Source organism: Marinovum algicola (assembly GCF_900109145.1).
In the GTDB taxonomy this organism is placed as follows: Bacteria; Pseudomonadota; Alphaproteobacteria; order Rhodobacterales; family Rhodobacteraceae; genus Marinovum; species Marinovum algicola.
On record NZ_FNYY01000017.1, the window covers coordinates 53,279 to 73,564 of the forward strand.

The 20,286-nt window shown below is 69.4% G+C and carries 17 protein-coding genes; 4 read left to right on the top strand and 13 right to left on the bottom strand.

What is annotated here, in order from left to right:
• Positions 1 to 2,865, bottom strand: a complete 2,865-nt coding sequence (locus tag BMW90_RS19300; protein WP_074838153.1) for an FAD-binding and (Fe-S)-binding domain-containing protein — start codon at positions 2,863 to 2,865, stop codon at positions 1 to 3.
• Positions 2,866 to 2,950: 85 nt separating this feature from the next.
• Between BMW90_RS19300 and BMW90_RS19305 the strand changes: the two genes are divergently transcribed.
• Genes BMW90_RS19305 through BMW90_RS19315 form a run of 3 tightly spaced genes read left to right on the top strand, consistent with a single transcriptional unit; the run spans position 2,951 to position 6,318 of the window.
• On the top strand, positions 2,951 to 3,865 hold the full coding sequence (locus BMW90_RS19305) for a LysR family transcriptional regulator (protein WP_244526553.1): 915 nt from the start codon (positions 2,951 to 2,953) through the stop codon (positions 3,863 to 3,865).
• Between the two features lie 40 nt (positions 3,866 to 3,905).
• Complete coding sequence (ggt, locus tag BMW90_RS19310; protein WP_074838158.1) at positions 3,906 to 5,558, top strand: gamma-glutamyltransferase; 1,653 nt, start codon at positions 3,906 to 3,908, stop codon at positions 5,556 to 5,558.
• Positions 5,559 to 5,586: 28 nt separating this feature from the next.
• A complete protein-coding gene (locus BMW90_RS19315; protein WP_074838161.1) occupies positions 5,587 to 6,318 on the top strand; it encodes an SDR family NAD(P)-dependent oxidoreductase in 732 nt (243 codons plus the stop codon).
• A 16-nt stretch (positions 6,319 to 6,334) separates the two neighbouring features.
• Here BMW90_RS19315 and BMW90_RS19320 read toward each other — a convergent pair whose 3' ends face one another.
• Complete coding sequence (locus BMW90_RS19320; protein WP_074838166.1) at positions 6,335 to 7,267, bottom strand: 2-hydroxyacid dehydrogenase; 933 nt, start codon at positions 7,265 to 7,267, stop codon at positions 6,335 to 6,337.
• Positions 7,268 to 7,305: 38 nt separating this feature from the next.
• Between BMW90_RS19320 and BMW90_RS19325 the strand changes: the two genes are divergently transcribed.
• Complete coding sequence (locus tag BMW90_RS19325; protein ID WP_074838169.1) at positions 7,306 to 8,220, top strand: LysR family transcriptional regulator; 915 nt, start codon at positions 7,306 to 7,308, stop codon at positions 8,218 to 8,220.
• A gap of 28 nt (positions 8,221 to 8,248) precedes the next feature.
• Here the strand turns inward: BMW90_RS19325 and BMW90_RS19330 are convergent, their stop codons facing one another.
• From BMW90_RS19330 to BMW90_RS19380, 11 genes are all read right to left on the bottom strand, one after another.
• Complete coding sequence (locus BMW90_RS19330; RefSeq protein ID WP_083416122.1) at positions 8,249 to 8,926, bottom strand: RraA family protein; 678 nt, start codon at positions 8,924 to 8,926, stop codon at positions 8,249 to 8,251.
• A gap of 9 nt (positions 8,927 to 8,935) precedes the next feature.
• Positions 8,936 to 10,219, bottom strand: coding sequence for a TRAP transporter large permease (locus BMW90_RS19335; protein WP_074838173.1), 1,284 nt, complete (start codon positions 10,217 to 10,219; stop codon positions 8,936 to 8,938).
• Positions 10,220 to 10,222: 3 nt separating this feature from the next.
• Complete coding sequence (locus BMW90_RS19340) at positions 10,223 to 10,786, bottom strand: TRAP transporter small permease (protein WP_074838176.1); 564 nt, start codon at positions 10,784 to 10,786, stop codon at positions 10,223 to 10,225.
• Positions 10,783 to 11,784 (bottom strand): TRAP transporter substrate-binding protein, encoded by a 1,002-nt coding sequence (locus tag BMW90_RS19345; protein ID WP_048534683.1) that lies wholly within the window; start codon positions 11,782 to 11,784, stop codon positions 10,783 to 10,785. Before BMW90_RS19345 ends, BMW90_RS19340 begins: the two co-directional genes overlap by 4 nt.
• A gap of 112 nt (positions 11,785 to 11,896) precedes the next feature.
• A complete protein-coding gene (locus BMW90_RS19350; protein ID WP_048534680.1) occupies positions 11,897 to 12,706 on the bottom strand; it encodes a creatininase family protein in 810 nt (269 codons plus the stop codon).
• Positions 12,707 to 12,837: 131 nt separating this feature from the next.
• Complete coding sequence (locus BMW90_RS19355) at positions 12,838 to 14,181, bottom strand: NAD(P)/FAD-dependent oxidoreductase (RefSeq protein ID WP_074838180.1); 1,344 nt, start codon at positions 14,179 to 14,181, stop codon at positions 12,838 to 12,840.
• Complete coding sequence (locus BMW90_RS19360) at positions 14,181 to 14,894, bottom strand: SDR family NAD(P)-dependent oxidoreductase (protein ID WP_074838257.1); 714 nt, start codon at positions 14,892 to 14,894, stop codon at positions 14,181 to 14,183. The genes BMW90_RS19355 and BMW90_RS19360 overlap by 1 nt, the downstream gene beginning before the upstream one ends.
• Positions 14,891 to 15,892 (bottom strand): ABC transporter ATP-binding protein, encoded by a 1,002-nt coding sequence (locus tag BMW90_RS19365; protein ID WP_244526554.1) that lies wholly within the window; start codon positions 15,890 to 15,892, stop codon positions 14,891 to 14,893. Before BMW90_RS19365 ends, BMW90_RS19360 begins: the two co-directional genes overlap by 4 nt.
• Positions 15,892 to 17,760: a dipeptide/oligopeptide/nickel ABC transporter permease/ATP-binding protein gene (locus BMW90_RS19370; RefSeq protein ID WP_074838183.1), complete on the bottom strand. Its 1,869-nt coding sequence runs from the start codon at positions 17,758 to 17,760 to the stop codon at positions 15,892 to 15,894. The genes BMW90_RS19365 and BMW90_RS19370 overlap by 1 nt, the downstream gene beginning before the upstream one ends.
• Positions 17,757 to 18,716: an ABC transporter permease gene (locus BMW90_RS19375; RefSeq protein WP_048534675.1), complete on the bottom strand. Its 960-nt coding sequence runs from the start codon at positions 18,714 to 18,716 to the stop codon at positions 17,757 to 17,759. Before BMW90_RS19375 ends, BMW90_RS19370 begins: the two co-directional genes overlap by 4 nt.
• A 10-nt stretch (positions 18,717 to 18,726) precedes the next feature.
• Positions 18,727 to 20,259: an ABC transporter substrate-binding protein gene (locus BMW90_RS19380; RefSeq protein WP_074838185.1), complete on the bottom strand. Its 1,533-nt coding sequence runs from the start codon at positions 20,257 to 20,259 to the stop codon at positions 18,727 to 18,729.
• Between the last annotated feature and the right edge of the window lie 27 nt (positions 20,260 to 20,286).

A 20,286-nucleotide genomic window follows, 5' to 3' on the forward strand; every position in this document is an offset into this window, starting at 1 on the left:
TCAGCCCGGGTGCCTGGCCGCGGCCGCTGGCGCCAGCACCGCGGCGATCAGGCCCAGCGGATGCAGCAAATCGCGGCCGGCCAGGCGGTGGCCCTGGCTGCGGCAGGAAAAGCCGCAGGCGGCGGTGGGACATGGGGCATCGACCTGATCCCGCCAGGACAGGGCGAAGAGATCGCGCGACATGCGCTGATGGCGCGCCTGGTGGCCGAACAGCCCGGCCATGCCGCAACAGCCTGTGTCGGGTGTTTCCAGCGCGACCCCGAGCGCGGCAAAGACCTGCCGCCACTGCCGGGCGCTTTGCGGATTGGCGGTGACTTCGGTGCAATGGCCCAGCAGCCGCGCCCTGTCCTGCCCGGCCTGCGGAAAGGCCTGGCCCCGCGCCAGCTCTTCCGCCAGAAATTCCTGTGGCATCAGAACCGCCGGCACGCGAATCCCGGCCTTCGGGTATTCCTGCCGCAGCATCATGCCGAACGCCGGATCGAGCGCCAGGATCGGCGCCCCGGTGGCCGCCGCGCGGCGCAGGTGCGCGGCCAGCCGGCCGGCAAGGCGCCGAAAGCCCGGCAGATCGCCGGCGCCATGGGCGGCCTTGCCCCCGGGACAGAGCGGCAGCAGACGCGGCGAATAGCCCAATGCGCGCAGCCCGGCCACGGCCTGGCGCTGCGCGGCCGCGTCGAAGAGCGCGGTAAACCAGTCTTGGGCGAGGATCACGCTTCCCTCGGGCAGCGACCCCGCCAGTTCGTTGTCGCGCAGGTACAGCTCGGGCGCCAGCCGCCGGGCCAGCCGCGGCGGCAGATCGGTGGTGGCGGTCAGCCTTTCGGCCAGCGGGCGAAGCAGCGGCCAGAGGGGCGCGACAACGGGCGCCAGCCGCAGCGCCAACGGGCTGGCGCGCTCGGCCAGGAGGGTCAGCCGCTCGGTCAGACCGCGCCGGTGGCGGCGGTGGTAGTCGGCCAGGAACCGGCTGCGCATCTCGGGAATGTCGACCTGCACCGGGCAAGACGTGGCGCAGGCCTTGCAGCCAAGGCAGGTATCGAGCACCGCATGCAGTTCGGCCTCGCGCCGGGCCAGCTCTGCCGGCGGCGCGCTGTCGCGGGCGCCGTGCCAGGCCCGCAGCGCATCGGCCCGGCCTTTCGGGCTGTGGCGCAGGTCGGCGCTGGCCTTGAACGAGGGACACATCGGCGTCGCGGCGGCGTAGGAGAGGCATTGCGCATTGCCATTGCAGCGAAAGGCCTTGTCGAGCGGGTCGCCCTCGGGCGCGTTGAACGGCCGGAACGGGGTGGTGGTGATGCCCATCAACCGCTCGGGCGGCGCCACCAGCTTGCCGGGGTTGTAGCGCCCCTCCGGGTCGAAGGCGGCCTTGACGCCTTGCAGCGCGGCATAGGCCTCATCGCCGATCCAGTCGCGCAGATAGGCGCCGCGCACGCCCTTGCCGTGTTCTCCCCAGAAGATGCCGCCATGCTTGCGGGTCAGCGCAAAGACCGCATCCGAGACTTTCTGCAAGATCGCGCGGTCGGCGTCGCGGTCGATGTCGAGCGCCGGCCGGACGTGCAGGCAGCCGACATCGGCATGACCATAGATGCCGTAGTTCAGGCCGAAGCCATCCAGCGTGGCGAGGAAGTCGTCGAGAAAGCCGGCCAGGTTCTCCGGCGGCACCACCGCGTCTTCGACAAAGGCGACCGGCCGGGCGCGGCCTTCGGTGCGGCCCAGCAGGCCGACCCCGGCCGAACGCACCGCCCAGAGCCGGCGGATCTCGTCTCGTCCGGCAGCGAGATGGGTGGCGCGCAGCCCCGGCAAGCTGGCCAGAATCTCGCCGATCGCCGCCACCCGGGCCTCGACCTCCTCGGGGCCGGTGCCATTGACCTCGATGAACACCGGGGCGATGTCGGGCGCGCGCAGCGCCTCGGGCAGCGCGTCCAGCAGACCGGCGTCGGCGGCCAGCCCCTGGGTGCGCGCGTCCATGACCTCGACGGCGGTCGGCGCCCCTCGCGCCAGCGGAACCGCGGCAGAGAGTGCGGCGCGAAACCCGTCGAAGCCGGCCAGGATCAGGCGTTTCTCGGCCTCGATGCGGCGCAGCCGGACGCGGATGCGCGAGATCAGCCCCAGCGTGCCCTCGGCGCCGGGAAACAGCCGCCACCAGTCGAAGCCGCCCGGCTCGGTGCAGGCGCGTTCGAGATCGTAGCCGGTGAACCGCCGGTTCAGCGCGGGGGTGGCCGCGACAAACGCGGCGCGGCCGTCGCGCGCCGCACGCCCGGCCTCGGCCAGCATCGGCCGGGCCCAGTCCGGAGCCGGGTCACCGCTCCACAACAGCCCTTCGGGGCGCGCGATCTCAAGACCCACAAGGTTGTCCGAGGTCTTGCCATAGACCCGCGACCCCTTGCCCGAGGCGTCGGTGCTGACCATGCCGCCGATGGTGCAGCGGGTCGACGTCGAGGTTTCCGGTGCGAAAAACCAGCCGGTGTCGCGGATCTGCGCGTTCAGATCGTCGAGTACCAGGCCCGGCTCGACATCGGCCCACCCGGCCTCGGCATCGAGCGCCAGCAAGCGGTGCATGTGGCGGCGGGTGTCGACCACCACGCCCCGGTTGAGACTCTGGCCGTTGGTGCCGGTGCCGCCCCCCCGCGCGGTCAGCGGGATGGCGCGGAACCGCGGCTGATGCATCACCGCCACCAGTACCGCCATGTCGGCGGCATCGCACGGGGCGGCAACCAGATCGGGGCAGATGCGATAGACCGAATTGTCGGTCGACATCGCCTCGCGCAGGGCGCTGTCACCGTCCAGCGCGCCGCGGAATCCGGCCTGCCGCAGCGCCTCGTCCAGCGCTTCGATGGCAACCGCCGCGCCGTCGCCTGTCTGCGGAAGCTCACTCATATTCGGCCGCCCTTTGTCGGAATCTGTTGCTTTGTGGCGTTTAGTATCATATTTTCCGAATAACATGAAAGCTTCGACAGACAAATTGAATATCAATTTCCGCCATCTCCGCGCCCTGCATGCAATCGCGGCGCAGGGAACCTTCGCCGCGGCGGCGGAATCGCTGGGTGTCGTGCCCTCGGCGCTGTCGGAGCTGATGCGCCAGCTCGAGGCCGACATCGGCGCCCCGCTCTTCGACCGTCGCACACGGCCGCCCTCGATCACGCCGCTCGGCCGCGACTTTCTTGCCGATACCGCGCCGCTGGTGTCCGGCATGGACCGGGCAATCGACCGGCTCAGCGCCCGCGCCGGGCTGGAAAGCGGCACGCTGCACATTGGCGCCTCCCCCTCGGCGATCTCGGAGCTGCTGGCGCCGGTGCTGGCGGATTTCCTTGCCGGGCGGTCGGGGCTGCAATGCTTGCTGCACGACGACATCGCCGAACGCCTGGCGCAGATGGTGGCCGAGGGCCGGCTCGATATCGCCATTGCCGGGCGGGCAAAACATTCGGCCGATCTGCGCCAGCGCGGCATCCTGCGCGACGAGATCGGGCTGGCCTGCCCGGCGGGCCACGCCTTTGCCGGCTGCGACGCCGTGCGGCTTGACGAGATCGACGCCGCCTCGCTGATCGGGCTCGACGCCCAGGCCGGCACCCAACAGCTTCTGACCGATTGCGCGGCGATCCCGCGCGCCTTTCTCGCGCCGCAGCTGCGCGCCCATTCGACCATTGCCCAGCTCTGCATGGTGCGCGCCGGGCTGGGGGTCGCGCTTCTGCCCAGGAACGCAGTGCTGCTGTTCCGCGACCCGCAAATCCGCTTTGTGCCGGTGGGGGGCCTCGATCTCTGGCGCAGCCTCTACCTGCTGGAGCCGGCCCGCAGGCCGCTGACCGAGGCCGCCCGAGCCTTCGTCGCGACGCTCGAGCAGCGGGTGCCGGCCCTCACCGAAAGCGCCACCGCCCCATGACCCCAGGACGCCCTGCGCGGGCCCGACCACAGGACCGATCATGACGCAAGCTCCTTCCCTGCCCTTCACCTGCCGCAAGGCCCCGGCCAGCGGGTCCGGCGGCGTCGTCGTCACCAACCACCCGCTGGGCAGCGCCGCCGGCCACGAAATGCTGGCGGCGGGCGGCAATGCCGTGGATGCGGCGGTTGCCGCGTTGCTGGCGCTGACCGTGGTCGAGCCGATGATGGTGGGCATTGCCGGCGGCGGCGTCGCGCATCTGCGCACCCCGGACGGCCGCCACGTGGTCTATGACTGCCTGTCGCACGCCGGCGCCGCCGCCACGCCCGGGATGTTCCGCCCGGTCTCGGACCGGCTGCCCGATTACATGGAGACGGAAGGCCGCCGCAATCTCGTCGGCCCGGCGGCGGTGGCGGTGCCCGGCAACCTGCGTGGCTGGTGCGCGATGCAGGCGGCGCAGGGCGCCCTGCCCTTTGCCGATGTCATCGCCCCGGCGATCCGGCTGGCCGCCGGCGGTTTCCGGGTCACCGCCTATCTCAACGGCACGATCCAGCGCCATGCCGCTGATCTGGCCCGCGACCCGGTGATCGCCGCGCTGTTCCTGCCGGGCGGCGCCCCCGCCACGCCCGGCCACCGGCTGGTGCAGGGCGATTATGCCGAGAGCCTGAGACAGATCGCCCGCGAGGGCGACACCGCGCTGCACGGCGGATCGCTGGGCGCGGCGCTGGTCGAAAGGCTGGGCGCCGAGGGCAGCGTCTCGCTGGATGATCTTCGCGACTACCGGGCGCGCGAACGCGATGCCATCTTTGCCGACTATCGCGGCCATCAGATCGCCGGGCCGCCGCCGCCGGCCTCTTCGGGCGTGCATGTGGCGCAGATGCTCAACATCCTCGAAGGCTACGACCTCGCCGCCATGGGCTTCGACAGCGCCGCGCGGCTGCATCTTCTGGCCGAGGTGATCCGCGTCGGCTTCGAGGACCGCCGCGCCGCCTCGGGCGACCCGGATTTCGTCGACATCCCGGTCGAGCGGCTGATTTCCAAGGACTACGCCCGCGACTGCCGCGCCCGGCTGCGCGATGCCGGGGGCGCCGGGCCGGTGCCGCCGGGCCATGAGAGCCGGAACACCACCCATGTCACCGTGGCCGACCGCGACGGTTTCGTGGTTTCCGCCACCCATACCATCAACGGCCTGTTCGGGGCGCGGATCATGGTGCCGGGCACCGGCATCATCCCCAACAACTACATGTACAATTTCGACCCCCACCCCGGCAAGGCGCTGTCGATCCAGCCCGGCAAGCGGGTGCCGACCTCGATGGCGCCGATGATGGTGCTCAAGGATGGCGTGCCGCGCTTTGCGCTCGGCCTGCCCGGCGCGCTCCGCATCTTCCCCTCGGCGATGCAGGCCATCGTCAACCTGATCGATTTCGGCCTCACCCCGCAACAGGCGGTCGAGGCGCCGCGGATCTGGACCGAAGGCGGTCATGTCGAACTCGAACCCGACTACGCCCATCACCGGGAGGCGCTGGAAGCCAGGGGCCACGAAGTCGCCCTGGTGCCGCATGTCGGCGGCGGCATGAACGCCATCGCCTTCGGGCCGGGCGGGCAGATGACCGGCGCCGCCTGCTGGCGCGCCGACGGCACGGTTTCGGCGATGGGCGGCGGGCTGGCCGAGGCCGGCGTCTCCTTCCATATCTGAGCCGACAAGACCGCAAAGGAGGCACCGGATGACCCAGAAGACACTCCTGCTCACCGGCGCCAGCCGTGGGATCGGCCACGCCACGGTTAAGCTGTTTCAGGCCGCCGGTTGGCGGGTGCTGACGGTCTCGCGCAGCGCCTTCGATGCGCGGTGCCCCTGGCACGCCGGCACCTCCGATCATTTCCAGGGCAATCTGGCGGATCCGGCCGCGCGCGCCGATCTGGTGGCGCGCCTGCGCGAGACATTGGGCGACGGCGGTCTCAACGCCATCGTCAACAATGCCGGCATCTCGCCGAAGGGGCCGCAGGGCGAGCGCCTCGGCGTGGCCACCAGCAGCGACGAGATCTGGCGGCAGGTGCTTGCGGTCAACCTGATCGGCCCCGCGGCGCTGATGCGCGACCTGATGCCCGAGCTCGCGCGTGGTACGGGCGCGGTGGTCAATGTCGGGTCCATCGTCGGCACCCGCGTGCACCCCTTTGCCGGCACCGCCTATGCCTGTTCCAAGGCGGCGCTGGCGGCCCTGACCCGCGAGGCGGCGGCCGAGCTCGGCCCGCGTGGCATCCGGGTCAACATGGTTACCCCGGGCGAGATCGAGACCGAAATCCTGTCACCCGGCACCGAGGAGATGGCCAGCCTGATCCCGATGCGCCGGCTCGGCCAGCCCGACGAGGTCGCCCGCGTCGTGCTGTTCCTGTGTTCAGCCGAGGCCGGCTATGTCAATGGCAGCTCGATCGACGTGAACGGGGGCCAACATGTCTGAGGGCCCCCGCCGGATGTCAGTAGCCGCGCGCCGCATCGGCCACATCGGGGCAGGTGCCGGTCTCGGCGAACTGCCGCAGGTTCTCGGCGATGATCCGGCCGCCGGTGTCGGCATCGATCTGCGAGGCGACATGCGGCGTCACGGTGATCCCGCGATGGCTCCAGAACGGGTGATCGGCGGGCAGCGGCTCCTGGTGAAAGACGTCGAGCGTGGCCTGTTTCACCTGGCCGCTGTCAAGCGCCGCCAGGAGATCGTCATCCACCAGATGCGGGCCACGGGCGCAATTGATCACGCAGGCCTCGCGCGGCAGCTTGGCGAAGAGCTCGGCGTTCAGGATGCCGCGCGTCGCTTCGGTCAGCGGCAACAGGTTGACCAGGATCTCGCAGCCGTCGAGGAAGGCGTCAAAGCCCTCGGCCCCGGAATAGCATGTCACGCCGCTGATCTCCTTGGGCGATTTCGACCAGCCACGGGTGGCAAAGCCCAGCCCGGCCAGCGTCTGCGCCGCCGCCGCACCGAGATTGCCCAGCCCCATCACCCCGACCGTGCGGTTCGGCGCCACCGGCACCACGATGGCGTGCCAGTCGGCCTCGGCCTGGGCCTGAAGCTGGCGCGGCATGTCGCGGTGATGGCGAAGCACGTGCAGGGCGACGTATTCGCGCATCCGCTGCGTCAGGTCGTCGCCGACGGTGCGGATGATCGGTACGCCGACGGGGAGATTTTCGTCGGCGAGAACATGGTCGATGCCGGCACCGATCGAGACGATGGCCTTGAGGTTCGCGAACCGGGCGAGATCGCCGGTGCGCGGACGCCAGACCACGGCGACGTCGATGCTTTCCGGCTCGCTCGCCTGATCCATCGCGACGACCTGCCAGCCGGGCAGCAGGCCTTGCAGCATCTCGACCCACCATTGGATCTTGTCTTCGAGGGGCAGGTAGACGGCGGCTTTCATGGATCTGTCCTTCATTGTTCGTGTCGGGGAGTTAGGGGATGAATTTCAAACAGCTCGAGGCCTTCTACTGGCTCAGCCAGATTCAGAACTACCGGCAGACCGCGCAGCGCCTCGGGCTGACGCAACCGGCGGTCTCGGCGCGGATTCAGTCCCTCGAGACCGATCTCGGCAAGACCCTGATCGACCGCAACGCCCCGGCCTTCCGGCTGACCGATCAGGGCATGGAGGTGGCGGATTTCGCGTTGCAGTTCCTGAACCTGCGCGAGACGATGAACACCCGGCTTCTGGACAAGCACAAGCAGCGGCTGACCATCGGGCTGGCCGGTATGGCGGCGCTGACCTGGGGGCCGATCCTGCTGCAACGGCTGCGCGACGAACTCCCGGAGATCACCCTCGACGTCTATTCCAGCTCGGATCTGCAACTGGCGCGTTTCATCGATGCCGGGACGCTGGATCTCGCCTTCACCGCCGGCGGCGACAGGGTGCCGGAGGCCGCCTTCACCACCCGCTTCGATGTCGGCTGGGTGGCGCGGCCGGATCTGGTGCAGGGCGTGGTGCAGCCGCTGACGCCCGAGGCGCTGCGCAATCTGCCGCTGGTGCTCTATCCCAAGACCTCGCCGATGTGGAACCCGGTGGCCGAGGTCATCGACGAGATGCGCTCGCAGCCGGCGGCGCGGCACTACGGCAATTCGCTGTCGACGATGTACGACATGCTGCGGCGGGGCTATGGCGCCTCGGCGCTGGCCCTGGCCGGCGTCGAGCAGGAGCTGGCCGACGGCCGGCTGGTCCAGCTCGAGGTGACCGACAAGATCCCGCCGCTCGACCTCGCCTGCACCTACGCCAACCGGGCGCGGCGCAAGCAGGTCAAGCTGGTTCTGGAACTGGCACGCGACAGCGCGCAGGCCTGGTGTCGGGATCATCCGCGCTATACCTCTTACATCGAGGGCAACTAGGGTCAGGTTACATCGTAGGCAACGGGGGTCAGCCCGCCAGCTTGCCCTCGACCATCTTCGTCGCACCGGACAATTGGCCGAGATGCGTGCCGTCGCTGACCTTGACCTCGCTGATGCGGCCGCGCTCGGTCTTCAGCTCGCCCTCTTCCAGCACCGCATCGAGATCCTCGGGCGCGATGAACAGCACCCCGGAGGCATCCGCCAGCACCGCATAGCCGGGCAGCACCGCCGCGCCGCCGATCGAGACCGGCACGTTGAAGCCGCCGCCGGTGTTGTAGAGCCGCGTCGTCACCGGCGAAGCGCCGCGCGACCACATGGCAAAGCCTTGTTCCTCGATCTCGGCGGTGTCGGTGTGCGGGCCGTCGACGCAGCCGCCCTCCAGCCCGATCATCGCCGCCATCCGGGTCACGCCGCCGCCCCAGCAGGCATATTTGCTGTCGCCCAGCCGGTCGACGGCCAGGAAGTAACCCGGCCCGCATTGGCTCAGGCAATGGTGCAGCAGCGTCGAATCGAGGCCGGGAATGGCCAATGTCGCCACCGTCGCCGCCACCACCTTGCCGGGCAGCACCGGCTGAATCGCCGGCGCGGCAAAGCCGAAGTGATAGAAATGCCCGATGGTCGCGGTTTCCAGCTTGGCCAGACGGTCGAGCTTGTCCTGCGCGATCGGCGTCGGCATCGGGTTCATTTTGTAGGTCAGGTTGGTCATGGTTCGTCCTTATTGCGGGCCCAGCACGAGGTTGGGCAGGAAGGTCACGATCTGCGGCACATAGGTCAGCAGGATCAGCACGGCGAAAAGCGGCAGCAGCATCGGCAGCACGGCCAGGGTCACCCGCTCGAAGCGGACGCGGCCGACCTCCGAGACGATGTAGAGCCCGATGCCCATCGGCGGCGTGGCGATGCCGATCAGCAGGCCCAGCTGGATGATGATGCCGAAATGCACCCGGTCGATGCCGTAGGCGTCGATCAGCGGCAGCAGCGTCGGCACCAGGATCAGCTTGGCCGGCACGCCCTCGACGACACAGCCGACGAGCACGATGAAGATCAGCAGCAGCGCCAGAAAGACATGCCGGCTCTCGGTCAGCGAAAAGGTCCAGTCGGCCAGTTTCTGCGGCGTCTGGTCGATCGCCAGCAACCAGCCCATGGCAATCGAAAAGGCGATGATGATCATGATCACCGAAGTCATCATCGCTGTATCCGACAGCGCCTGGACAAAGTTGCGCAGGGTCAGCTCGCGATACCAGATGCCAAGCCCGATGCAGTAGAGGCAGGCCAGCACCCCGGCCTCGGTGGCGGTGACAAAGCCGAACAGGATGCTGCCCAGGATGATGCCAGGCGCGATCAGCGCGGCAAAGCCGTGACGGGCGGTGCCCACCACCTGCCGCGGGGTGGCGCGGGGTTGGGTCGGAAATTGCTCGAAACCGGCGCGCAGCCGCACATAGATCATCAGCGCCAGCCCGACGGTCAGCCCCGGCACCAGCCCGGCAAGGAACATCCGTTCGATGCTCTGCTGCGCCAGAAAGGCATAGATCACCAGCCCGATCGACGGCGGGATCAGCGGCCCGATCACCGAAGAGGCGACGGTGATCGCCGCGGCGAAATCGGCCTTGTAGCCGCGTTCGCGCATCGCCTTGATCTCGATTGCGCCCAGCCCGGCGCAATCGGCCACCGCCGCGCCCGAGATGCCGGCAAAGATCATCGACGACAGGATGTTGACCTGCGCCAGCCCGGCCTTGAGATGGCCGACCAGCGCATTGGCAAAGGCAAAGATGCGCTCGGTCACGCCGGTGGCGTTCATCAGGTTGCCCGCCATGATGAAAAAGGGCACCGCGGTCAGCGAGGCCTTGTTGACCCCCTCGAGCATCTGCTGCGGGATGATCTGCATCGCCGAGGAGAAATCCGAAGTGGCAAAGGTCAGCACCGTCGCCGCGCCGATGGCGATGGAAACGGGCACGCGCACCAGGATCAACGCGATGAAGGTTCCGATCAGGATCCAGGCCATGGGTCAGCTCTCCGGGTGATGGTCGGCGACGTTCTCGGGCATCCCGGCGCCGATCTTGGCCAGGTCGAGAAGCGCGGTCAGCGTTACCAGCGCGGCCGAGACGAACAGCGGGATCGACAGCGCCAGCCGCGGCAGTTCGAAACCGGCGGGCAGGATCGCACCGTCATAGACCCCGCGTGAGGTGGCGATGACCTTGGGCAATTGCCACAGCAGCACGCCGGTCACCGAAAGCGTCGCGGCATCGCTCAGAAGCCGGGTGACGGCCATGCCGGCGGGGCCGAACAGACCGGCGATGAAATCGACGCGCACATCCTTGAGCCGCACGTACATGGCGAAAAAGCCGAAGAAGCTGAGCCAGATGAAAAACACCATGGTCCAGGGCCACATCCAGTACGGCGCGAGGCTCATCGGCCGCAGGATGATGGTGGCCACCGTCAGTCCCAGCATCACCAGCAGGCAGACATTCGACAGCCACATGAAGATGCCGCCCAGATCCCAGTTCAGCCGGTCGATCCGGTTGAGGGCCCGCTGTCGCGGGCCCCCGGGAGTATAGTCGTAAGGCGTCACTGGCCGGAGGCCCGGCTGGCCTCGACCGCCGCCATGAAGCCTTCGGGCAGCTCGCCCTGCGCGGCCATATCGTCGTAGAAGCTCTGCATCTTCTCGACCAGCGGTGCCGTGTCGAGCACGCTGAAGGTGGCGCCGGCCTCCTCCATCCGCGCAATGCTCTCTTCGGCGACGCCGAACATCACCTCCTGCGAATAATCGCCGGCCTCCTCATAGGCCTTGAGCAGCCCAGCGCGGGTCTCCTCGTCAAGCGCGGCAAGCGCCTGTTCGTTGACCATGAAACCGATCGACTGCCAATATTCGTCGTGGCGGGTGATATAGGGCGCGACCTCGTTGAAGCGCATCGATTCGACCAGCGCGATCGGCGAGTTCACGGCCTGCACGATGCTCTTGGAGATGCCCTGATAGACCTCGGTCCACGGCAGGGTGATGACCTCGGCGCCAAGGTGGTCCCAGGTCTCGATGGCCACCTTGTTCTCATGCATCCGCAGCTTGACGCCCGCGATGTCGGCGGCGCTCTCGATCGGCACGTTGGACACCATCACCCGGTACGGCCCGCGCAGCACCTGCGTCGGATCTCCCAGCGGCCGCACGCCGGATTGTTCAGCGGCGTTGTCGAACCAGCCGGTCACCGTCTCGGAGGTCATGAACCGCTGCCAGTGATCGTAATCGTCAAAGGCGAAGGCGGCGGCGACCCAAGCCAGCGCCGGCTCCCATTTCTTCATGTAGCCGAAGCCCTCGGCGTAGACCTGGATGATATTGGCCTGCAATTGCTCGAGTACCGCGTCTTCCTTGCCGAGCTGCTCGTTCGGAAAGACATCGATCTTGAGCTCGCCATCGGTGTATTCCTCGGTCAGCTCGGCGAACTTGGCGAACACCTGCCCCTCGGGGCTGTCCACCGGCATCTTGGTCGCCATGCGCCAGGTGGTCTCGGCCAGCGCCGGGCCGGCCAGCGCCAGCGCCAGCGCGGTGGTCAGGGTCAGTCGCATCGTCTTGGTCATGGTCTTCTCTCCGTGTTGGGGGCTGCGCGACCGGTTGTCCGGTTCATGATGTCTTTGCTTGGCAGCCGGGGGTTGGCGGTTCGGTGTCGGCCGGTCCGCGGGATGGGGTCGGTCAGTCGTGCAGGCCCGGGGCGACATGGTCGCGCACCAGCGTGGCGCCAATGGCGGCCAGCCGCGCCACCAGCCTGTCGCCGGTCTCGGCCGAGCAGAGCGTCGGGTCGCAGCCGAAGGCGCCGGTCTCGGTGGCCTCCAGCGCCTCGATCGGCACCTGTATCCTGGCGCCGTCGACGGTGACGGTGTTGAAACCGGAAATCGCCAGCCCCTTGATCTCGGCGCCTTCGGGAGCCGGCCGGATTAGGTCGGGGCGCAGCAGGTCGGGATAGAAATGCAGCCCGACCGAGGTCAGCGGATCGCCGCCATGGCCCGAGGATTTCGCCGCCTGCTCCGGGCCGATCAATCCCGGCAGCTCGCCATAGGCCACTTGCCACAGATACATCGACGGCACGAAAAGCCCGGCCTTCTGGCGCCAGCGCAGCGTCACCTCGGTGATCGCCGGCACATTGCCGCCATGGCCGTTGACGATCATCACCTTGCGGATGCCGTGCCGGTTGAGACAGGCGAACATGTCGTCGAGAATGCCGCACAACGTGGCATGGCTGATCGAGATCCCGCCATGGCTGCTGTCAAAGTAATCGCGTCCGCCAAAGGGGATCACCGGCGCCACAAAGGTCGCCACGCCCTCGGCGCGGGCCGCCTTGGCGATCTCCACCGCCATCAGGTCGGCGGCCAGATAATCGCCCATCGGCGCATGGATGCCCTGATCCTCGAGCGAGCCCATCGGCAGCAGCACGACGGCCTCTGCGGTCAGGGCCTGCCGCGCCTCTTCCGAGGTCAGTTCCGCCATGCGGATCTTGTTGATCATGAGGGGCTCCTTGAAATGCTTGTCACTGTCACATGCAGTGAACCGGTCGCGGGCGGCGCCGTCCAATTCAAAGGGTTTGTCAGCCGATAGAGAAAATTTTTGCCGTGCCGCCAGAGGCTTGGCGGCGCCTCTCAGGCGCCCTCGTGGAGCGGACCGGCGGCGGCCGCCGCCCGGCGCGCGCCGGGCAGCCGGGCAAGGCGGAATGGCGCGGGATCGACCAGCGGCGCGGCGCCGGTGGCCAGTTCCGCCGCCAGTTGCCCGGCGCCGGGGCCCAGCCCGAAACCATGGCCGGAAAAGCCGGTGGCGATCACCAGCCCCGAGATCCCGGGGGCCTGGTCGATCACCGGCACCCCGTCCGGGGTCACGTCGATGATCCCGCCCCAGCGCTCGCGCACCGGCACGCCGGCAAGCGCCGGAAAGCTGTGGCAGACGTCGCGCAGCGCGGCCGCCAGCAGCCGGTCCTGCGGCGCGGGGTCGAGCACCCGGCAGCGCTCGAACGGGCTGATCTCGTCGCCGCGCCAGCGCCGCGGCGTGACCAGCGTGTCGATCAGGCTGCGATCCACGGTCAGGGAAATCTCGCGGCGGTTCTGCCGCAGCCCGGCGGCAAAGCGCGGCGCCTGGCGCAGCAGATCATGGGTGAGCTGCACCGGCGTGCGGCCGCGGCGCGCCACGGTATAGCCACCGTCGGCCCGCGGCCGGATGCCAAAACGACCGGTGCCGAGCGCCAGCGCCGGGCCGCCGGCCACCGGCGCGGTGCGCAGCACCGAGCTGCGCACCCGCACCTGTGGCAGATCGATCCCGAGATTGCCGCAGAACAGCCGCGACCAGGCTCCGGCCGCAAGGATGGCGGCGCCGCAGCGGATCACCCCGCGCTCGGTCACCACCGCCGACACCCGGCCGGCCTCGGTCTCCAGCCCGCGCACGGCGCAATTGGTGAGCACGGCGGCCCCGGCGTCGCGCGCGCCCTCGGCCAGCGCCGGCGCCGCCAGCGCCGGTTCGGCGCGGCCGTCGTCTGCGGTCATCAGCGCCGTCGTGGCGGCCAGCCGCGCGCCGGGAAAGTGATCGGCCAGCCCGGCGCGATCCAGCCGCGTGACCCCGAGGCCGAAACGCCGAGCCTCGGCCTCGACCCGGTCGAGCCAGGCCTCCTCGCGCGCACTGCCGGCGCCATAGACGATGCCGCAGCGGCGAAAGCCGGTGTCGCGGCCGATGCGGGCGTTCAGCCCGGCCCAGAGCGTCAGGCTCGCGATGCCCAGCGGATATTCCGCCGCCGCCCGGCCCATGCGCCGCACCCAGCCCCAGTTGCGCCCCGATTGCTCGCCTGCGATCCGGCCCTTTTCCAGCAGCGCCACCCGCAGCCCCTGCTCCGCCGCCCAGAGCGCCGCCGAACAGCCGATGATGCCGCCGCCGATGACCACCAGGTCCACCGCCTCGGGCAGATCGGCGTCGCCCGCCACCGTCGTCACCCAGGGCCGCATCACAGCCCCGGCTCGTAGCGCCAGTTCACCGCCAGTTCGGAGACGCTGGCGCTGTTCGGCAGGCGCACGATCTCGGTTACCAGCCGGCCCAGATCCGCGGGCTGGGTGATCTCCTCGCGCGGCAGATCGTGGCGCAGGGTCATGTCGGTGGCGGTGAAACCGGGGCAGATGGCGCAGGCCCGCACGCCGCTGTCCCAGCCGGCCCGGCGGGCGGCATGAGACAGCGCTACAGCGGCATGTTTGGTCATCTGGTAGCCGGCGTTCAACCCCAGCACCCGCTTGCCCGAGAGCGAGGCCAGCACGATCACCCGGCCCTGCCCCGACCGGCAGAGCGCCGGCAGCGCCGCCCGGGTCAGCCGGAACGGCGCCTTGACGTTCACCGCCAGCAATTGCTCGAGCGCCGTTTCCATCTCGTCATCGGGCTGCGGCGCCTCCGGCATCAGCTCCAGCGGGCCGCCGGTTCCGGCATTGTTGACCAGCACGTCGATGCGGCCGAACTGCGCCTCGGTCGCTGCCACAAAAGCGCGGGCGGCGGCCGGATCGGCGGCATCGTAAGGCACCTCGAGCGGATCGAGCGCGGCGATCTCGGGCGGCAGGCTGCCGGCGCGGCGCAGCCCCAGCGCCAGCCGGTAGCCGCGCGCCGCCAGCGCCTGCGCAATCGCCGCCCCGATGCCGCGGTTGCCGCCGGTGATCATCGCCACCGGCGCACTCATGCCACCGCCTCCGGCGCCGCCTTGATGCAGGCGGCCTGCCACCCCGGTTCGATCCTGCGTGCCGCTGGCACCGCCTCGGCGCAGGCCGCCTCGGCCAGCGGACAGCGGGTGCGGAACGGACAGCCCGAGGGCGGGTTCGCCGGGCTCGGCAACTCGCCGGGCAGAATTCGCGGCGCGCCGCCGGTCGGGCGCGGCTTCAGGCTCGGCGTCGCGGTCAGCAGCGCCCGGGTATAGGGATGCGCCGGCGTGGCAAACACCCGCTCGGCCGGGCCCTCTTCGACAACCCGGCCAAGATACATCACCACGATCCGGGTGCAGAGATGGCGCACCACATGCAGATCATGGCTGATGAACAGCATCGCGAGGTCGAGATCGCGGCGCAGGTCCATCAGCAGGTTGACCACCTGCGCCTGGATCGACACGTCGAGCGCCGAGACCGGCTCGTCGGCGACGATGAAATCCGGCCGGGTCGAAAGGGCGCGGGCCACCGCGATGCGCTGGCGCTGGCCGCCGGAGAAGGCATGCGGCCGGCGCGACGCGGCCGAACGCGGCAAGCCGACCTGATCGAGCAGGCGAAACAGCTCGGCCTCGATCTCGCCGGGCGGCACCAGCCGGTGAATGCGCAGCCCGTCGGTGATCTGCGCGCCGATGCTGCGCCGCGGATCGAGCGAGCCGAAGGGATCCTGAAACACCATCTGCATGCGCCGCGACAGCTTTCGCCGCTCGGCCGCCGACAGCGCCGCCAGATCGCGGCCGTCAAAGCTGACGCTGCCCTCGGTGGGCCGGTCGAGGCCCATCATCATCCGGCCGAGCGTGGATTTGCCGCATCCGCTTTCGCCGACCACGCCGACGGTCTCGCCCGGCGCCAGCGCCAGGGTGACATCGCGCACCGCCCAGACATCGCGCACCCGGCCCAGCAGGCCCTGCCGGCCGGGAAAGTTCCGCGCGAGGCCCCGGGCCTCGACCAGTGGGGCGGGCTTGGCTCCCATGTCGAACATCAGCAGACCTCCTTCCAGCGGATACAGCGCGAGCTGCGGGACGCCTCCGGGTGGCTGGTTTCCGGCACCCGGCTGGTGCATTGTGGCAGCGCATGATCGCAGCGCGGCGCAAACCGGCAGCCCGGTGGCATGTCATGCGGCGGCGGCACGCTGCCGGGAATGGCGCGCAGCTGATCTGCCGCGCCCTCGGGGACCGAGGCGATCAGCGCCGCGGTATAGGGGTGTTTCGGCCGGGCAAAGACCTCGGCCACCGGCCCGGTCTCGACCACCTCTCCGGCGTACATGACCACCACCCGGTCGGCCAGTTCCGAGACAACCGCAAGGTCATGGGTGACAAAGATCAGCCCCATGTCCGGCGTGTCGGTCTTGAGCTTGCGGAACAGGTCGAGGATCTGGGCCTGGATCGTCGGGTCGAGCGCGGTGGTCGGTTCGTCGGCCACCAGCAGCCGGGGAGAATTGGCCACCGCCAGGGCGATCATCGCGCGCTGGCGCTGCCCGCCCGAAAGCTCATGCGGATAGGCGCGGCGGCGGCGTTCGGGATCGGGAATGCCGACATGGCGCAGCAGCTCGACGACGCGGGCCTGCACCGCGCGCTCGCCGGTCAGCCCGCCGGCGCGCAGCGCCTCGGCCAGCTGGTCGCCGACCCGGTGCACCGGGTTGAGCGCCGCGGCGGCGTCCTGAAACACCATCGACACCTCCGGCCCGCGCAGCGCCCGAAACGCCTCTTCGTCCAGTTGCGCCAGGTCGAGCACCGCGCCGTCGCGGGTGCGATAGCGCATCTCGCCGGCGCTCACCCGAAGCTGGTCGGGCAGAAGCCCGAGCAGCGCCAGGCTGGTGAGCGTCTTGCCCGATCCGCTCTCGCCGACCAGCGCCACGGTCTCGCCCGGCATCACCGTCAGCATGGCACGGCGCACCAAGTCGATCTGCGGCGTCCGGCCGACCGAGATGGCGAGGTTGCGGATCTCGACCAGCGGCCCGTTGTCGTCCGCGGCCCCGGGCCGCCGCGCCGCCGCCGTCTTGCGCCGCCCCGGCCGCCGCATCCACAGCGCGCCGCCCTTCGTCACCTCGCGCGGGTCGAGCGCGGTTTGCAGCCGGTCGCAGAGCAGGTTGAAGGTCAGGATGGTGCCGGCCAGCGCCAGCGACGGCCAGACCAGCAGCATCGGCGCCTGTTCCATCGCGCCCCGGGCTGCGCGGATCATCAGCCCCCAGGACGGCGTCGGCGGCACCACGCCCAGGCCGAGGAAGCTCAGCCCGCTCTCGATCACCATGGCCGAGGCCACCACCAGCGACATCTGTACCAGCAGCGGCGGCAGCACGTTGGGCAGGATGGTGCGGCCGAGGATGGTCAGCGGCGGCGCGCCCATGGCGCGCTGCGCGGTGACGTAATCCAGCCCGCGCACCTGAAGCGTCGCGGCATAGGCAACGCGGGCGTAATTCGGGGTATAGAGCAGCGTCAGCGCCAGGATCAGCGGCCAGGTGCCGGCGCCGAGGATGGTCACCACCAGCAGCGCCAGCAACAGCGGCGGCAGGCACAGCAGCACCTCGGCGGCGCGCACCGTCAGCACTTCGACGACGCCGCGGAAATAGCCGCCGAGCAGGCCCAGCAGGGTGCCGATCGTGGCCGCCGCCAGGGCCGAGCCGACGGCAATGAACAGCGAGGCCCGCCCGCCCCAGATCAGCCGCGCCAGCACGTCGCGGCCGAACTCGTCCTGGCCCAGCCAATGCGCGGCCGAGGGGCCGGCGAAACGGTTCGGGATGTCCATGGCGCGCACGTCGTGCAGCGGCAGAAGCGGCGCCAGCAGCAGCACGGTGACAAGCGCGAGGACGATGCCGCCGGGCAGCAGCAGTTTTCGGGTCGATCGGCTCATGGCGTCACCAGCGAGATACGCGGGTCGAGTGCGGCATTGACCACGTCCACCACGAGGTTGAGAAAGACAAAGAGCACCGAGATCGTCATCACGATACCGACCACCTCGGGATAGTCCCGGGCGTCGACGGCGGCGACGAGATAGCCCGACAGACCCGGCCAGTTGAACACGAATTCGACCAGCACGGTGCCGCCGATGAGCGTGCCCATCTCGAGCCCCAGCACCGTCAGCACCGGGATCAGCGCATTGCGCACCACATGGCGGCGCAGGATGGTGTTGCGGCCCAGCCCCTTGGCGCGGGCGGTGCGCACATGGTCGCGCTCAAGCACCTCCAGCACCGAGGCGCGGGTCATCCGGGTGATCACCGCCCAGAGGCTCAGCGCCACGGTGCCGGCCGGCAGGATCAGCAGTTTCAGGTGTTGCACCGGATCCTCCGAGAACGGCACGAAGCCGCCCGCCGGCAGCCATTTCAGCTGTTGCGCAAAGATCAGGATCACCACCGAGCCGACCACGAAGACCGGCGTCGACAGCGCCGCAGAGGCCAGCAACGAAACGAAACCGTCGGCCTTGCCGCCGGCGCGGATCGCCGCCCAGGTGCCCAGCGGCACCCCCGCCAGACTGGCCAGCAGGGCGGCGGTGAAGATCACCTCGAGCGTGCGCGGCAGGCGCGTGGCGATCTGTTCCATCACCGGCGCGCCGTCACGGAACGACGCGCCGAGATCGCCCGAGAGCAGCCCCCCCAGATGGTCGAGATACTGCTGCCACAGCGGGGCGTTGAGCCCCATCTTCTCGCGCAGCGCGGCCACCGCCTGCGGGTCGGGCGCGATGCTGCCCTGGCTCAGCAGAAGTTCCGCCGGATCCCCGGGGATCAGGTGCAGCAACAGGAAGACCAGCGTCACCACCACCCAGACCAGGAAGATCGCGACGAGACTGCGGTAGGCTATGTATCTGACCATCGGGGACCGCTCAGCCCAGCATGGTTTCTTCCAGCGTGATGCCGGAATAGAAGGTCAGCTGCCCGGGCAGGTTGGCAAAGCCCGAAACGCCCGCCTTCATGCCATAACCCTGCGCCCGCCAGGCGAGACCGACCAGCGGCACCGTTTCGATCGCGGTGCTTTCCAGCTCGTGGTAGATCGCCTTGCGTTCCTCGGTGTCAAAGGTCGCCCGACCCCTGGCGAAAAGCTCGGTGATTTCCGGCGTCTGCATGTCATAGCTGCGCACGAACGAGGGCGGCAGCGAGCCGTCAAGCACATTGACCAGCCCGTCGGGGTCGTTGTTGTCGGCGGTGGTGCCCATCACGGCAAGGTCGTACTGGCCTTCGTTGCCCTTCTTCACCCGGCTCGACCATTCCGGCAGATCAAGCTGCGCGTTGATGCCCACCATCGAAAGATAGGCCTGACAGACCTCGGCGGTGGATTGGTGCATGCCGTATTGCGCCGTCGACAGCATGGTGCAGGAGAAACCGTCGGGATAACCGGCCTCGGCCAGCAGCGCCTTGGATTTTTCCGGGTCGTAAGACCAGGCGTCGGCCAGGTCGGGGTTGAAGAATTCCGATTTCTCCGCGATCGGCAGATGGGTCAGCGCCCCGCCGCGATCGTAGAAGGCCGCCGCAACGATATCCTCGCGCTTGATGGCATGGGCCACGGCCTGCCGCACCTTGGGGTTGTCGAACGGCGGCTTGCTGGCGTTGAAGGTCAGATACATGAACGGCCCGTCGGTGACATCGAGCCTCAGCGCGTCATTGTCCTCGACCTGCGCCATGGCCTGCCAGGGCACGTATTCGGCAAGATCGACGTCGCCCGCTTCCAGCGCCGCAACGCGCAGGTTCTCGTCGGCATAGACGATGGCCTCGACCCCGGCGAGCTTCGGCAGCCCGGGCTTGTAATAGCCGTCGAAGGCCGTGAGGCTCAGCGACACGCCGCGTTCGATGCTGTCGAGCGTGAAGGGCCCGGCGCCGATCTCGGTTTCGGGGCTTTCGCCGGTCTTGATGATCGGCATGTGGTAATGCGCGAACCAGCCCGGCAGGGTCGCCAGCGGCTCCGAGGTATGCAGCCGCACGGTGCGGGCGTCGGGCGTCTCGACCTTGGTGATCAGCGACATCTGGCCCTGGCTGAAAGCGGCGCTGTCGGGCTTGGCGACCTCGGCGATGGTATAGGCCACGTCCTCGGCGGTGACCGGCGTGCCGTCGTGCCACTGCGCCTCGCGCAGGGTGAAGGTCCAGACCCCGGCGTCATCCACCGACCAATCCTCGGCCAGCTCGCCGCGCAGCATGCCGTCGGCTCCGTAGCTCAGAAGCCCGCGGTGCATCATCAGCTTGATGGTCCCCGCCGCCGTTCCGGCCGAGGTCCAGGCCGCGAGGCTCGGCGGAAAGGTCGACAGCGCAAAGCGCAGCGTGCCGCCCTCCTGCGCCATCAGCGCGCGCGGGCCGAGGAAGCTCAGCGCCCCGGCGCCTCCGAGTGTCGTGGCGAGAAAGCCGCGGCGGTTCAGTCCATTGGTCATTGCAGTCTCCTTGTCGGTTGTGGCGGG